General features: G+C 67.1%; 11 protein-coding genes and 1 pseudogene. 2 read left to right on the top strand and 10 right to left on the bottom strand.

The features are described from left to right. Position 1: 1 nt before the first annotated feature. The 6 genes from H0I39_RS21295 to H0I39_RS01565 form a co-directional block, all read right to left on the bottom strand. Complete coding sequence (locus H0I39_RS21295; protein ID WP_257645551.1) at positions 2-286, bottom strand: cation-transporting P-type ATPase; 285 nt, start codon at positions 284-286, stop codon at positions 2-4. Positions 287-472: 186 nt separating this feature from the next. Beyond that, positions 473-1,201, bottom strand: a complete 729-nt coding sequence (locus tag H0I39_RS01585) for an ABC transporter ATP-binding protein (RefSeq protein ID WP_257645550.1) — start codon at positions 1,199-1,201, stop codon at positions 473-475. A gap of 92 nt (positions 1,202-1,293) precedes the next feature. Then, entirely contained in the window at positions 1,294-2,385 is a 1,092-nt protein-coding gene (locus H0I39_RS01580) for a VWA domain-containing protein (RefSeq protein ID WP_180549334.1), read from the bottom strand. 33 nt (positions 2,386-2,418) lie between these two features. Further along, positions 2,419-3,465 carry a DUF58 domain-containing protein gene (locus H0I39_RS01575; protein WP_180549333.1) on the bottom strand — a complete coding sequence of 349 codons (1,047 nt, stop codon included), beginning with the start codon at positions 3,463-3,465 and terminating at the stop codon, positions 2,419-2,421. Positions 3,466-3,706: 241 nt separating this feature from the next. Further along, complete coding sequence (locus H0I39_RS01570) at positions 3,707-4,720, bottom strand: AAA family ATPase (protein WP_180551644.1); 1,014 nt, start codon at positions 4,718-4,720, stop codon at positions 3,707-3,709. Positions 4,721-4,866: 146 nt separating this feature from the next. Next, entirely contained in the window at positions 4,867-5,796 is a 930-nt protein-coding gene (locus H0I39_RS01565; RefSeq protein ID WP_180549332.1) for a S1C family serine protease, read from the bottom strand. A 102-nt stretch (positions 5,797-5,898) separates the two neighbouring features. Between H0I39_RS01565 and H0I39_RS01560 the strand changes: the two genes are divergently transcribed. Next, positions 5,899-6,741, top strand: a complete 843-nt coding sequence (locus H0I39_RS01560) for a TatD family hydrolase (protein ID WP_180549331.1) — start codon at positions 5,899-5,901, stop codon at positions 6,739-6,741. 118 nt (positions 6,742-6,859) lie between these two features. After that, on the top strand, positions 6,860-7,651 hold the full coding sequence (locus H0I39_RS01555) for a DUF2846 domain-containing protein (protein WP_180549330.1): 792 nt from the start codon (positions 6,860-6,862) through the stop codon (positions 7,649-7,651). A gap of 226 nt (positions 7,652-7,877) precedes the next feature. On the opposite strand, the pseudogene H0I39_RS01550 reads toward H0I39_RS01555, so the two are convergent. From H0I39_RS01550 to H0I39_RS21285, 4 genes and pseudogenes are all read right to left on the bottom strand, one after another. Continuing rightward, positions 7,878-10,999: pseudogene (locus H0I39_RS01550) on the bottom strand (type I restriction endonuclease subunit R). Between the two features lie 145 nt (positions 11,000-11,144). After that, on the bottom strand, positions 11,145-12,572 hold the full coding sequence (locus tag H0I39_RS01545) for a Fic family protein (RefSeq protein WP_308645731.1): 1,428 nt from the start codon (positions 12,570-12,572) through the stop codon (positions 11,145-11,147). A 389-nt stretch (positions 12,573-12,961) separates the two neighbouring features. After that, positions 12,962-13,477, bottom strand: coding sequence for a restriction endonuclease subunit S domain-containing protein (locus H0I39_RS21290; protein ID WP_307776751.1), 516 nt, complete (start codon positions 13,475-13,477; stop codon positions 12,962-12,964). Continuing rightward, positions 13,435-14,220 (bottom strand): restriction endonuclease subunit S domain-containing protein, encoded by a 786-nt coding sequence (locus H0I39_RS21285; RefSeq protein ID WP_257646268.1) that lies wholly within the window; start codon positions 14,218-14,220, stop codon positions 13,435-13,437. The genes H0I39_RS21290 and H0I39_RS21285 overlap by 43 nt, the downstream gene beginning before the upstream one ends. Positions 14,221-14,254: the final 34 nt, after the last annotated feature.

The raw sequence follows: 14,254 nt of genomic DNA, 5'->3' as shown, positions 1-14,254 counted from the left end.
TTTAGGCCGCCTGGCCGGCGCGGTGCTCCTGCACGAAGTCGAGGATCACCGACAGCAGCACCATCACCGCCACCACGGTGGCGCTGGTGACGTCGCCGGTGGCGGCCGAGATGGCGCTGGCGGCCAGCAGGATCAGCACCAGCGGGTTGAGAAAGCGCGACAGGAACTGCAGCAGCGCGCTCTGGCGCCGGGCTTTCAGCTGGTTGGGGCCGAAGCGCGCCAGCCGCTCGGCGGCTTCGGCGCTCGTCAGTCCGGGCGCGGTCGTTATGGAATCGGTGGTGGCCATCGGAGCTTCGTTTCAGTGAATCGGGCGCTGGATGGATGGGGATGACGGCGGCTCGAGCGGGTCACGAATCGCCGGACGCAGAGGACGCGGAAGTTGCGCAGAGAAAGCAGAAGGTTTCTTCTGCGCCCTCTGCGAAATCTCCGCGTCCTTTGCGTTCAAGAAAAGCAGGTCCAAGCTCACGACGTTTCACCAGGTCAGCGCGCTGGCGGCCACGCGTTCGGTGTTGGTCTGCTCGCGCACGATGCGGCCGTCCTGCATCCACAGCACGCGCTGCGCCATGCGGGCGATGTCGGCGTTGTGCGTGATGATGACGGTGGTGGTGCCCATCTCGGTGTTGACGCGCTCCAGCGCCTCCAGCACGCGCACGCCGGTGGCCGAATCGAGCGCGCCGGTCGGCTCGTCGCACAGCATCACCACCGGGCGCTTGGCAATGGCGCGGGCAATGGCCACGCGCTGCTGTTCGCCACCCGACAGCTGCGCCGGGAAATGATCCAGCCGCTCGCCCAGGCCGACCATCGCCAGCGCGTCCTCGGGCGGCAGCGGATCGGGCGCTATGTCGGTGACGATGGCCACGTTCTCGCGCGCCGTCAGGCTGGGGATGAGGTTGTAGAACTGGAACACGAAGCCCACGTGCTCGCGCCGGAAGCGCGTCAGCCGCGCGTCGCCGGCGCGGGTCAGGTCCTCGCCGTGGTACCAGACCTGGCCATCGGTGGGCACGTCGAGCCCGCCCAGGATGTTGAGCAGCGTCGACTTGCCGCTGCCCGAGGGGCCGAGCATGACCACGAATTCGCCCGCGCGCAGTTCCAGATCGACGCCGCGCAGCGCGTGCACCTCGACGTCGCCCATGGCGTAGACCTTGGTCAGGCCCTGGGCCTTGAAGATGACGGTATCGGAAGGGGAGCCCATGCTCGACATGGTGGCGGGGCGATGTGTCGGTTTCGTTTGCTATCTAAAAATAGCTGCTTGCGCCCGCCAGTATTGGCCTGAAGGCCGATTTTGCTTGAAATTCAGAGGATGCGGTTGAACCACAGCATCGACAGCCCCGCCGCCAGCAGGGCCAGCAGCGCGCCCGCCAGGGCGAACAGGGCGGAGATCTCGGTTTCCTTCTTCTCCAGCGTCAGGCGGCTGCTGAGGTTCTCGTACACCTTCTTCAGGTCTTGCGCGGTGCCGGCATAGTAGTACTCGGCGGCGGTGCGCTGGGCGACGTCCTTCAGGGTTTCCTCGTCCAGCCGCACGCGCATCGACCAGCCTTCGAAGCCGATGGTCTCGCCGTCCACCGTGCCCACGCCCACGGTGTACACCTTCACGCCCCGGTCGGCCGCCATCTTGGCGGCGTCCAGCGGGTCGACCCCGGTGGTGCGCTGGCCGTCGGTCAGCATGATGATGGCGGCCGAGGTGTACGAGCCCGGCGGCACCGGGATGAACTCGGCCTGCTTGGGCGGCGGCTGGTCGAGCGAGCGGCCCATGCCGCGCATGCGGTCGAAGCTGAGCTGCTGCAGCTCGATGCCGGCGTTGGGGAACAGCGTGGCCAGCGAGATGACGATGGCGTTGCCCGTGGCCGTGGCGCGCTGCAGCTGAAAGCGGTCGATGGCGGTGACGAGGTCCTCACGGTTCAGCGTGGGCAACTGCGCCACCTGGGCCGAGCCGGCAAACGCCACGATGCCGACCTTGACGTCGCGCGGCAGGTCTTTCAGGAAGGCCTTGGCCGCGTTCTGCGCCGCCACCAGGCGGTTGGGCTCCACGTCGGCGGCGCGCATGCTGCCCGACACGTCCATGGCCAGGATGATGGTCTGCTGGTTCGACGGCAGCGCCACCAGCGCCACCGGCCGCGCGCTGGCCAGCAGCATGGCGCCCAGCGCGCCCAGCAGCAGCAGCGGAGGCAGGTGCCGGCGCCAGCCGGGGCCCTTGCCCATGGCCTCCTTCACGATGGCCAGGCTGGCGTAGCGCACCGCCAGCTTCTGCTTGCGTCGCTGCAGCCACAGGTACAGCAGCACCAGCAGCGGCAACAGCAGCAGCAGCCACAGGAACTGCGGCCACAGGAAGCCGGGCTGCGGCAGCGCCGCAGGCCATTTCAGGAAGGCAGGCCAGGTGAAGTTCATGGCAGGGTACAACTGCGGTCCATTGTCGCGCGCTCAGGCGGTTTTGCGAAGATGCGCCGGCATGCCCCCACCGGCGGCCAGCCGGGCGCGTTGCCGACGCAACTCGGTGAAGCGCACGATGGCTTGCGCCATGTCGTCGTCGGTCGACAGCTCCAGCGTGTCCACGCCGGCGCGCGCCAGCGATTGACGCAAGTCGGCCTCGCGCTGGGCGGCGATGGCGGCGAAGCGCTTGCGGAAGGTCGGGTTGTGCGTGTCGACCAGCAATTGCTCGCCGGTTTCGGCGTCGCGCAGGGTCAGCAGGCCCAGGTCGGGCAGGGCCAGCTCCAGCGGGTCGGTCAGGCGCACGGCCACCACCTCGTGGCGCAACGCCAGCTGGCCCAGCGGCTTCTCCCAGCCCGGCTCGCTGATGAAGTCCGACACCACGAAGATGGTCGAGCGGCGGTGGATGGCGTTGGCGGCGGCCAGCAGCAGTTCAGAGAGTTTTGTGCCGCCAGCGCTTGTCTGTTCTGCGCGACCAGCTCTCTTATTTGTAGTGACTGAAGGCTGCACCTGCTGCATGGCGTGCAGCAGGTGCAGCACATGCGCGCGGCTGGCGCGGGCCGGGATCATCTTCTCGACCCCCGCGCCGTACAGCAGCGCGCCCACGCGGTTGCCGTGCCGCGTCAGCAGCCGGGCCAGCACGGCGACGAACTCGGCCGACACCTGGCGTTTGCGCAGCATGCCGGAGCCGAAGTCGACCGACGGACTCAGGTCGAGCAGGAACCACGCCGCCATCTCGCGGTCTTCGGTGAACACGCGCACGTGCGGCGTCTGCATGCGCGCCGTCACGTTCCAGTCGATGTGGCGCACGTCGTCGTGCATCTGGTATTCGCGCAGGTCGGCCAGATCAAGCCCGCTGCCGCGCATCAGCGTGCGGTAGTCGCCCAGCAGCACGCCGTTGAGCCGTTTGAGCACCGACCATTCGAGCCGGCGCAGCACGTGCTCGGCGCTGGGCGGCGATGCATCGGCTGCCGCGGCGCGGGCTGGATTGGGCACCGCGTGCGGCAGCGGGGCTTTGTCGCGGCGCAGCCAGCGGATCATGGCGTGACGGTGTGGCAGCCGGCTTGGCCGCGATGACCGGCAGCGCCAAGCGATGTGCCCATCGCGGCCAAGGCCGCTCCCACAGGTTCAGGGTGTTTTCGGGCTGCAGCGCCCATCCCATCAGCGCAGGCAGCTATGGTTTTTGTGGGAGCGGGCTTGCCCGCGATGGGGCCGCGGTGCAGGGCAGGGCGCTGCATCGCGGCCAAGGCTGCTCCTACAACGGAGGCGTGGGCGTGCATGCTCATGCGGCCTGCTTCTCATGCGCCAGCGGCTTGGGCGGCGGCGGCGCCTTGGCCATGATGCGCAGCACGATCTGGTCGGCCGACAGCCCTTCGGACAGTGCCTCGTACGACAGCACCAGGCGGTGGCGCAGCACGTCGGGCACCAGGTCGCTCATGTCCTCGGGCAGGGCGTAGGTGCGGCCGCGCATCATGGCCAGCGCCTTGGCGCCTTCGATCAGGCCGATGGTGGCGCGCGGGCTGGCGCCGAAGGTGAGCATGGGCACCAGGTCCTTCAGCCCGATCTCGCCCGGTGTGCGCGTGGCCGACACCAGCTTGACGGCGTACTGCACCAGCGACGGATCGACATACACCTGCCGGCACTGGCGTTGCAGCGCGGCCAGTTGCTCCATGCTGGCGACGGGGTTCACGTCGATGCGCGGGCCGGTCACGCGCTGGGCAATGACGAACTCTTCCTCGTCGGTGGGGTAGTCCACCAGCACCTTCATCATGAAGCGGTCGACCTGCGCCTCGGGCAGCGGGTAGGTGCCCTCGGTCTCGATGGGGTTCTGCGTGGCCATCACCAGGAAGGGCTCGGGCACGAAGTGCGTCTGCCCGGCAATGGTGACCTGGCGCTCCTGCATCACCTCCAGCAGTGCGCTTTGCACCTTGGCCGGCGCGCGGTTGATCTCGTCGGCCAGCAGCAGGTGGGTGAACACGGGGCCCAGCGCGGTGCTGAAGTCGCCCGTCTTCTGGTTGTAGATGCGCGTGCCGATCAGATCGGCCGGCACCAGGTCGGGCGTGAACTGAATGCGCTTGAACTGGCCCTGCAGCACGCTGGCCAGCGTCTTCACCGTCAGGGTCTTGGCCAGCCCCGGCACGCCCTCGATCAGCAGGTGGCCGCCGGACAGCAGGGCGACCATCACGCGCTCCAGAAAGCGGTCCTGTCCGACCACGATGCGCTTGACCTCGTAGAGGATCTGCTCCATCAGCTCGGCGGTGGCGGGGTCTTGCCGGAAGGATTGTTCGGTCGTCATCATGCAGTTGATACTCCAGAAAATCAGATGGCCGCGGAGCAGGCCATGCCAGCGAACGCCATCGACGGACCTGCGCCGGCGACTGGCGTTGTCCCCCTCGCACAGCAGAGGGGGAAGGCGCGTCAGCGACTCAGGGGGTGCATCTCTTAGAACGGCGGTTGGCCGGCGGCGGTGGCAGCGTTTTCAATGGGCACCGCGAAGCCGATGCCCAGAAAGGTGCGCGCCGGCGTGGGGTTGAGGATGGCGGTGACGATGCCCACCACCTGGCCGTCCATCGTCACCAGCGGCCCGCCCGAGTTGCCGGGGTTGGCGGCGGCGTCGAACTGGATCAGGTTGCTCATCACCTGCCCGCCCTCGGGCGACTTGAAGCCGCGCTTGAGCCCCGACACCACGCCCGCCGACACCGAGGGCCCGATGCCGAACGGAAAGCCGATGGCCACCACCTCGTCGCCCGGCAGCAGGTCGGCGGTGGAGCGCATGGTGGCGGCCTGCAGGTCGTCAGGGATCTTCTGCGCGCGCAGCACGGCCAGGTCGTTCTCGGGCTGCACGTTGACGATGGCGGCGGGCGACTCGGTGCCGTCGGCAAAGGTCACGGTGATGGACTCGGCTTCCTGCACCACATGCAAGTTGGTCAGGATGGTGCCGTTGTCGATGATCACCACGCCCGAGCCCACGCCACGGCCCATCTCGGCTGGGCCCTTGCGGCCTTTCCGACCGGGAATGTCGCCCTCCACCCGCACCAGAGAGGGGCCCACGGCGGCGGCGCGCGCGGCCTGCGAGGGCAGGGTTTTCTGGGTCAGCGTGTGCATCACGGCGGCGTTGATATCGTCCTGCGTCAGCTTGCGCTGCGCCGGCGCGCGCCAGGGCGTGTCGGGCAGGGCCAGCGCCAGGGCGAGCGCCGCAATGGCGGCCCACAACGTGCCGGGGTGACGTGCGAACGCGCCCGCCCGTTGGTGCCGCGCTGGCCTTGCGGCGGCCTCGGGCGACTCGGCCACGGCCTCTTGCACTGGCGGATCGACCTCCGTAGGCACAGCAGGGCGAGGGGTGGAACGACTGTAGAGCGCGGTTCGACGCATGCAGGTCACCTGACAACCGGACACATGCTTGGGAAGGTAGCACGGTTCACGCCGCTTGTGCGAGGGTGTTCACCCCACGCCCGGCTCGGGCATGATGCTGCCATGGCCTTCTGGATTGACACCCACTGCCACCTGGATGCAGGCAATTTTTCGGCCGACGTGGCCGCCGTGCGGGCGCGGGCAGCTTCTGAAAACGTAGCACTCTGCGTGATTCCGGCGGTCGAGGTGACGGCCTTCGAGGCGGTGCGCACGCTGGCGCACCGCTTCGGCGACGCCTATGCCCTGGGCATCCACCCGATGTACGTGCAATGGGCGCTGCACGACGCCCTCGCGCGGTTGGACCAGGCGCTCACCGCCCACACCGATGATCCGCGCCTGGTGGCCGTGGGCGAGATCGGGCTGGACTACTTCGTGCCCGAACTCACCGAAGACCCGCTGCGCGAGCGGCAGGAGCATTTCTTCCGCGAACAGCTCAAGCTGGCGGGCCGCCACGGCCTGCCCGTGATCCTGCACGTGCGGCGCTCGGTCGACCAGGTGCTGAAGGGCCTGCGCGAGATCGGCGTGCCCGGCGGCATCGCCCACGCCTTCAACGGCAGCCGCCAGCAGGCCGATATGTTTCTGGACATGGGCTTCAGGCTGGGCTTCGGCGGCGCCGTCACCTACGAGCGCGCCACGCGCCTGCGCGCGCTGGCGGCCGAACTGCCGGCCGATGCCATCGTGATGGAAACCGACGCCCCCGACATTCCGCCCCACTGGCTCTACGCCACCGCCGAGCAGCGCGCCGCCGGCCACGGTCAGGGCCGCAACGAGCCGGGCGAGCTGCCGCGCATCGGGGCCGAAGTCGCGCAACTGCGTGGCGTGCCGCCAGCAGCCTGGGCCGCGACGACTACCGGCAACGCGCTGGCTGCGCTGCCCGGCCTGCAGCGCTTGGTGCGCGGCCCCTGATGGCGCAGCCGCAGCCGGGCACTGTTCGGCCCTGTGCTGCGTACTGTGGCCCGTACTTCTTGCAACACCCCTGCGCGTGAACGCCCCGCACAATGCCCGCTCGACAGGAGGGATTGAAATGCGACGCAGACTTCTCGTATGGGCCGTGCCGGGCGCGGCGCTGTGGCTGAGCGGTTGCGCCTTCGTGCACAAGGCTTCGGAGGCCGAGGACGCCCAGGCCAAGGCCTTCACCACGCGCCCGGGCAAGGGTGCGCTCTACATCTACCGCAGCGAACTGCTGGGTGCGGCGCTGGGGCTCGAGGTGGTGGTCAACGGCGTCAGCGTGGGCGACACCAGTGGCCAGTCTTTCTTCCGCCTCGACCTGAACCCCGGCCAGTACACCATCGAATCGCGGGGCGACAACACTGCCAGCCTGACCGTCACGGTACAGGCGGGCCGGGCGACCTATGTCTGGCAGGAGTTCAAGGTGGGCATCGTGCGCGGCCGTACCGAACTCCATCTGGTGGACGAAGGCACCGGCCGGGCGGGCGTGCAGAAGTCGGGCCTGCTCACGCCGTCAGCCGCCGCAGCCAGCATCGCGCCAGCGGGCGCCGCCGGCAGGTCCGCCCCGCTGCGACCACGGCCCCGCCAAGCCCCGCACCGGCCGCGGCACCCCGGCCACCGGCAACACCGCACAACGCCTGCGCGAGCTGCAGCAGCAGCGGCGCCAGGGCAGGCTGTCGGAGCGCGAGTACCAGCGCCGCCGGGCCGAACTGCTGAAGTGATTCCATTGCCGATTCAATGCGTCAATCACCGTCATCCCGGCGAAGGCCGGAATCCATGTTTCTTCGCACACGCCGTCTGGATTCCGGCCCCGTATCGCGGTACGGGGCAGGCTTTGCGCCGGAATGACGAGCTATTGCAGCTTTGATCTGGAATTGGAATGACGTGAGGGCGCCAAGCAAAAAGCGGCCCGAAGGCCGCTTTTTTGTTTGGATCGTTGAGGGCGTCGCGTTCAGCCGTTGGGCGGAACCCCGAAAGACTGTTCTTCGAACGAGCGACCAGATCCTGCCGCTGCAAACCCGCTTTCCATCCGATAGGCGCGCCCGGTAGCTCGGCCGCAGACAGCGAGGTGCCCACACACGGGCCATCCTCTTTCAGCCCGCCCTCAACCCCTCGTACAACCCGGCCGGTCCCAGCAGGATGCTCTTGATGCCGGCCCGCACCTTCTCCGAATCCAGCGCCTGCCGGCTCATCACCTGATGCGCCTCGAACGCCGCGATGATGGCGTCCATCAGTTCGGCATCGAAGTTCGGTGACGCCGCGAACTGCGCCTTGGTGTTGTTGCGCGCCTGCTCGGCCAGCACCTCGGACTCCATCAGCTTGCCCTTGATGACGTTGTTCACGTACACCAGCTTGTCGTCATCCGTCAGCTCGCCCTCGAACAGGTCGTTCACGCGGTCGAGGATTTCCGACAGCAGCAGCTTTTCCTTGTCCTGCAGTTGGCCACTGCCCGGCTCCGTCATCGGCTTGAGCTTGTATTCCCCATCGGTCTCGTTCAAGGTCAGGCTGCGCTGGCCTTGCTCCTTCAGCTTGTGGTGCGTCAACACCACCTTGCTCAGGTCGATGCCGTCCCGCTCGCGCCCGAAGTCCAGCAGCGGCAGCAGGCGCTTGAAGAAGATGGCGCGCTTCTCGATGGCGGTATTGCCGTAGTCGAAGAGCTGGCCGAGGAAGGCGTACACGCGCACATAGCTGCCGAGATCGCGCTTGAACAGCACCAGCGCCTCCAGCTCGTCCTTGGCGTCCTTGTGCTCAGGGCTGGATTCCGGGTGGGCCTGCTGGGTCTGCTTCGCCGCCTTGTATTTCTTCAGCAGCCGATCCGCCACCGGCTCGATGGCGGCGACGAGCTGCGCCTGCGTCGCCTTGGGGTCCAGCTCGACGTTCACCACCCGGTCGACCTCGAATTCGTCGTAGTGGCCACTGCCGTCCAGCTTGGCCTTCAGGTCGAGGATCAGGTTCGGGTCCGTCACGCCCGACAGCTCGGCCGTCTCGTAATAGACCTGGAACGCCGCCAGCACCTCGTCCGGCTCGTTGACGAAGTCGACCACGTAGGTGGTGCCCTTGAGTCCATGCGGGCCGTTGTAGGCGCGGTTGAGCCGGCTCAGCGTCTGCACCGCCTGAATGCCGCCCAGCTTCTTGTCGACATACATGCCGCACAGCAGCGGTTGGTCGAAGCCGGTCTGGAACTTGTTGGCCACCAGCAGGATTTGGTGCTCGGGCGTGGCGAAGGCTTCGCGGATGTCCTTGCCTTTCAGGCCGGGGTTCAGGCTGGGCGATTTCTCGGTCACGGGTTCGTTGCCGTTGTCCGCGTCGGGCACCTCGCCCGAGAAGGCCACCAGCGTGCCGATGGGGTAGCCCTGCTCGGCGATGTACTTGTCCATGGCGCGTTTCCAGCGCACCACTTCCTGCCGGCTGGCGGTCACCACCATGGCCTTGGCGTGGCCGTTCAGCAGAGGTTGGACGTTGTCCGCGAAGTGCTCGACCACGATGGCGACCTTCTGCGCGATATTGTACGGGTGCAGGCGCACCCAGCGCATCAGCCCCTTCACGGCTTCGCCCTTGTCCACCTCGGCGTCGGTCCAGTCCTTGCCCTCATGCGTCAGGCGGAAGGCCAGCTTGTACGGGGTGTAGTTCTGCAGCACGTCAAGGATGAAACCCTCCTCGATGGCCTGCCGCATGCTGTAGATGTGGAAGGCCTGCGGCAGGTTGGTCTCGCTGGCCGGCTGGCTGGCGTCGGGCCGGCGGCCGAACAGCTCCAGCGTCTTGGCCTTGGGTGTGGCGGTGAAGGCGATAGTGCTGATGGCGGCATCCTGCCCGGCGCGAGCCTGCATGTGGGCGGCCAGGATGTCCTCGTTGCTGATTTCGCCGCCGTCGGCCAGCGCCTGCTGTTCCTCGGTCGTCAACACGGCCTTGAGCTTGGCGGCGGATTCGCCCGTCTGGCTGGAATGCGCCTCGTCGGCGATGACGGCAAAGCGCTTGCCTTGGGTGGCGGCCAGCTCGCGCACCGCCTCCAGCGCGAAGGGGAAGGTCTGGATGGTGCAGACGACGATCTTCTTGTCACCCGACAGGGCCTGGGCCAGTTGCTGGCTCTTGCTGGCGTCGGCGCCGGTGATGGTGGCGACCACGCCCGTGGTGCGCTGGAAGTCGTAGATGGCTTCCTGCAACTGGGCATCGAGCACGTTGCGGTCGCTGATGACCAGCACGGTGGAGAACACCTTGTGGTTCTGTGCGTCGTGCAGGTCCGACAGGAAGTGCGCCGTCCACGCAATCGAGTTGGTCTTGCCCGAGCCGGCGCTGTGCTGGATCAGGTACTTCTGCCCCGGCCCGTCGGCCAGCACGGCCTGCACCAGCTTGCGGGTGGCGTCGAGCTGGTGGTAGCGCGGGAACAGCACCGCCGTGATCTTCTTCTTGCTGTCGCGCCGCGCGATCAGGTAGCGGCCCAGGATGTCGAGCCACGAATCGCGCTGCCACACCTGCTCCCACAGGTAGTGGGTGCGGTGGCCGGCGGCATGGGGCGGGTTGCCGGCGCCGCCGGCGTCACCCAGGTTGAAGGGCAGGAACTGCGTGGCGGGCCCCAGCAGCCGCGTGGCCATGTGCACCAGCCGGTTGCTGATGGCGAAGTGCACCAGCGCGCCGCGCGGAAGTCGAGCAGCGGTTCGGCGCTGGCCTTGCCCTTGGGGCGCGGAATGCGGTCGAAGCGGTACTGGTCGATGGCCAGGTTCACGTCCTGCGTGAAGTCGGTCTTGATCTCGGCGGTGGCCACCGGAATGCCGTTCAGCAGCAGCACGAGGTCGATGATGTCGTCGTGGTTGGTGCGCACCTGCCGCAGCACGCGCAGGCGGTTGGCGGCGTAGCGGGCCTGCAGCTCGGCGTTCATGGCCAGCGCGGGCTTGAACTGGGCGAGGTCGAGACGTTTGCGCAGGCCCATCATCTCCAGGCCGTGGCGCAGCACGTCCAGCGTGCCCCGGTCGTCAAGGGCTTTGCGCAGGCGCTCCAGCACCACGGCTTCGGTACCGGCGCCGTGCAGTTGGGTCAGCTTGTCCCATGCGTCGGGCTGGGTGGCTTGCAGCCACGCCACGAGGTCGGGCGGGTACAGCGCGCGCGGGGTGTCGTAGCTGCGGGCATCGCCGTCGGTGCCGGGTTCGGCATACAGCCAGCCGTGCGCGCCAAGGTGGGTGCAGATGTCGCGTTCGAGCTGGACTTCGGTGTGCAGGGTCATGGGGCCTGGGGTTTTATTGACGTTTTCAATAATCATGACCATGCGTGCTGCCACAAAGAGAACTCCCTCTCCCTCTGGGAGAGGGCAGGGGTGAGGGCAGACAGCGTGTCATGAATTACGGAATTCTCAATAGTCGTGGTCGTTGTCAGTCATTGTCATCATCGGTTAGCGGCTGCCCGCGCATGCGCCGCTGCACCGCCGCCTCGATCGCGTCCAGCACGTGGCCCTGCACGCGCTCGGCAAAGCGCTTGCGCCGGGTGGCTGACAGCACGCCGCCGTTCTGCCAGATGGTCACGATCAGCGTGGCCAGGTCGCTGCCGCGCAGGTCGTGCCGCGCCTCGATGTGGCGCCTCACCTCGTCGAACAGGGCCAGGAAGGCCACCTCGCCCTGCAGGTGCGTCTCCAGCGCGGCCAGCGCCATCTCCAGCGTGAAGCGCACACCCTCGGTCACGTCCATGTAGCGGAACCACGTGTCCGCCCCGGCGGCCCAGTCAAAGGTGTAGTCGTCATCGCCCGCCCACAGCACCTGGCACAGCGCACGGGCCGGGCGGCTGAAGGCCTGCAGCGCCGCCAGGTAGTCGGCTTCGTGCCGCTTCATCGCCACTGACACCGGCAGCAGAAACCCGCGCGGCAGCGCCTCGGCCTGGCCCAGCCCGTGGTGGGTCAAAAAGCGCGACAGGCGCCCATTGCCATCCATGAACGGGTGGATGAACACGAACGCAAACGACACCAGCGCCGCGTGGGCCAGCGCGTCCAGCGGGGCAGGGCGCTGGTTGGCCAGCGCCATCAGGTGCGCCATCAGCTCCGCCGCCAGCTCGGGCGGCGGCGGCACATAGGTGACGCCGGCCGCACCCAGGCGGCTGTCCTGCAGGCGGTTCTGCTCGGTGCGGAACTGCACCGCGCGGTCCAGCGGGTTGGTCACCGCCGCGTTCTGCAAGGCCACCAGATAGTCTTCGGTCAGGGGCTGGCGGTCGTGCGCGCGTTGCAGCAGGCCCACGAACAGCGCCGCCTTGTCCTGCGGCGGCGTCTCGCGCTCGATGGCGAACGAGCCCTCGGTCTCGCTCAGGTAGGCCCACGACAGCGCGCGCTCCAGCATCTGCGGCCCCACGCTGTCGGCAAAGGCCTGCGCACGCGCCAGCACTTGCGCATCCAGCGCGGCCTGCAAGGCGGGCGTGCGGCGCACCAGCGGGCAGAAGCCCCAGTCGCCCAGGCCGTTCACGTCCACGCGCCAGCGCGCGTTGCGGCGCGACGGCCCCACCAGATGCGTGCGCGGGTCGAACAGCGGCACGTAAGCCGCCGACACCTGCGGCCCGGCGCCCAGCCCGTCAATCGGCTGCCCATTGAACTGCTCCCACAACAGGCCCAGGCGGCGCACGTAGCCGCCGTTGGGCGTGCGCGCCACCAGATCAAGCATGGCCTGCGCGGGCACTTGCCGCAGCGCAGCGGCCAGATAGTCCAGCCGCACGCCCTCGTGCTTGATGGCGAACAGTGCGTGCGCCAGCGCGTCGGGCGCGGGCGCCAGGCGGGCGGGCACCAGCAGCGTGCCGCCCGGCAGGCGCTCCAGCCGCTGCACCGGCGCCAGCGCGCGCGCTGCTCGCCCAGAAAGTCGGGCGCTTGCAGGTGCTGCTGAAGCCAGGCGTAGCCGATGGGGGCGTTCATGCGGGGTGTCTTGGACCGAAAAATGTTCAGCGGGACGACATTTTGTTCAGAACCGGGATGAAGGCTGACTTTTTTCAGGCGTGCACCCAAAGCAGACGGCACAGGACGCCAGCGGACGAAAAATGTTCAGCGGGACGACATTTTGTTCAGAAACCGAGGGGGCGGGGATTTTTGCTCAGTTACGCGCTGTGCGCTGGCGGTCCTTCGGGTGGCGTCATGGGCGACCACGCATGGGGTAATTTTTGGGTCAAAACAGGCTCTGGCCCTTGTCCATCAAGCGCAAGCAGCTATCAGAACAGGAGTTCATGGCGCTTGTTCCGGCGTGCAGCGCACGTCGATCTGGCCGGTGACGGCGGCGGAGATCAGGGCGGAGCGGCGTTCTTGGAGGGCGGCGATGATTGCCTCTGCCTCTGTCGCCGTATCGCGCATGCGTGCCGTCACTGCGTCGAGATGCGCAGTGATCGCCAGTTGTTCTTCCACATCGGGGTGCGGTAAACGCAGTTCCAGAATCGTCGCTTGCCCGATGTTCAGCATCGAACTGCTGGCGCCCGTGGCGGCCAACTCAATCTGTTCCCGCACTGGCAAACAGCCAAGGAAGTACGCCAAATACTGAGGAGCGTCCATCTTGTGGTTCAAGCGCAGCCGATAGAGCTTGTCGCACAGGAGGAGGTTGGGATAGTCCATCAACGCCGTCGCTGCACTCCCAACCAGTTCACGCGTGTTAGCACGAGAAACCAGTACATCGCCAGCACGAATCGCCAGAGCCGGCACTGGCGTCAAGTCATCTGGTAGCACTTTGTTTTCGTCAGGATTGAACACGCCGCCGTTGACGCAACCCACCTTGAGTACGCCCCATTGATCTGCGGATTCCACCGGGTAGCTTTCGCACTGCGGGCTCCACCCTTGTTCGATGGATGCGACGACATGCTTGATGCGAACGACCTCCCAATGCGCCGGCACTTCCCTAACCACTCGACCCCCGAATCCTTCATCGGCACCGACGGATCAAGCCCCTTGGTGACGGCGTGCGAAATGACGGCTTGGCGCTTTTCCTTCAGCAACGCGATCAACCGCTCCTGCTCCGCCACCAGCGCGTCGATCTTGGCGGTTTCGCGGTCGAGGAAAGTGGCGATGGCGGTTTGTTCCGAAGGTGGGGGCGCTGGCAGCGGCATGGTGCCAACGAACTCCCAGCTTGCGCGTGGCATCTTCGAGCCGAACGTGGAGCCGTCCACGATGTCGATAAATGCTTGCTCCAGCAACTGGTATTGGAGAAAGCGCGGAATCGCGCCCTCTTGTGGTCGCATGACATGGAAGTCTCCGACCGCCTCTCCTTCGTTTTGCGCGAGTAGCGCCTTTGCAAGGTATGGGCGAAGTTTCCCGAACAGGATGTCGCCATGCTGAAACGCGACGCCATCACCTGCGAATTCCGTGTCGGTCGGAACAAATCTGCCTGACCAGCTTTCGATGTTTTCAAGTGCAACTGGATTAGTTCGACGGTCGGTTTTCTCAGTTAGCAGTTGGGCTGAGCGTTTGAGGCGGTGGACTTCCCAATGCGCCGGCACCTCCCCAGCCACTCCACCCCGCTGTCCTTGTACG

Source organism: Ottowia beijingensis, from assembly GCF_013423955.1.
Lineage (GTDB): Bacteria > Pseudomonadota > Gammaproteobacteria > Burkholderiales > Burkholderiaceae_C > Ottowia > Ottowia beijingensis.
The sequence above is the reverse complement of the archived record's forward strand: the minus strand, read 5'-3'. Positions and strand labels throughout refer to the sequence as shown.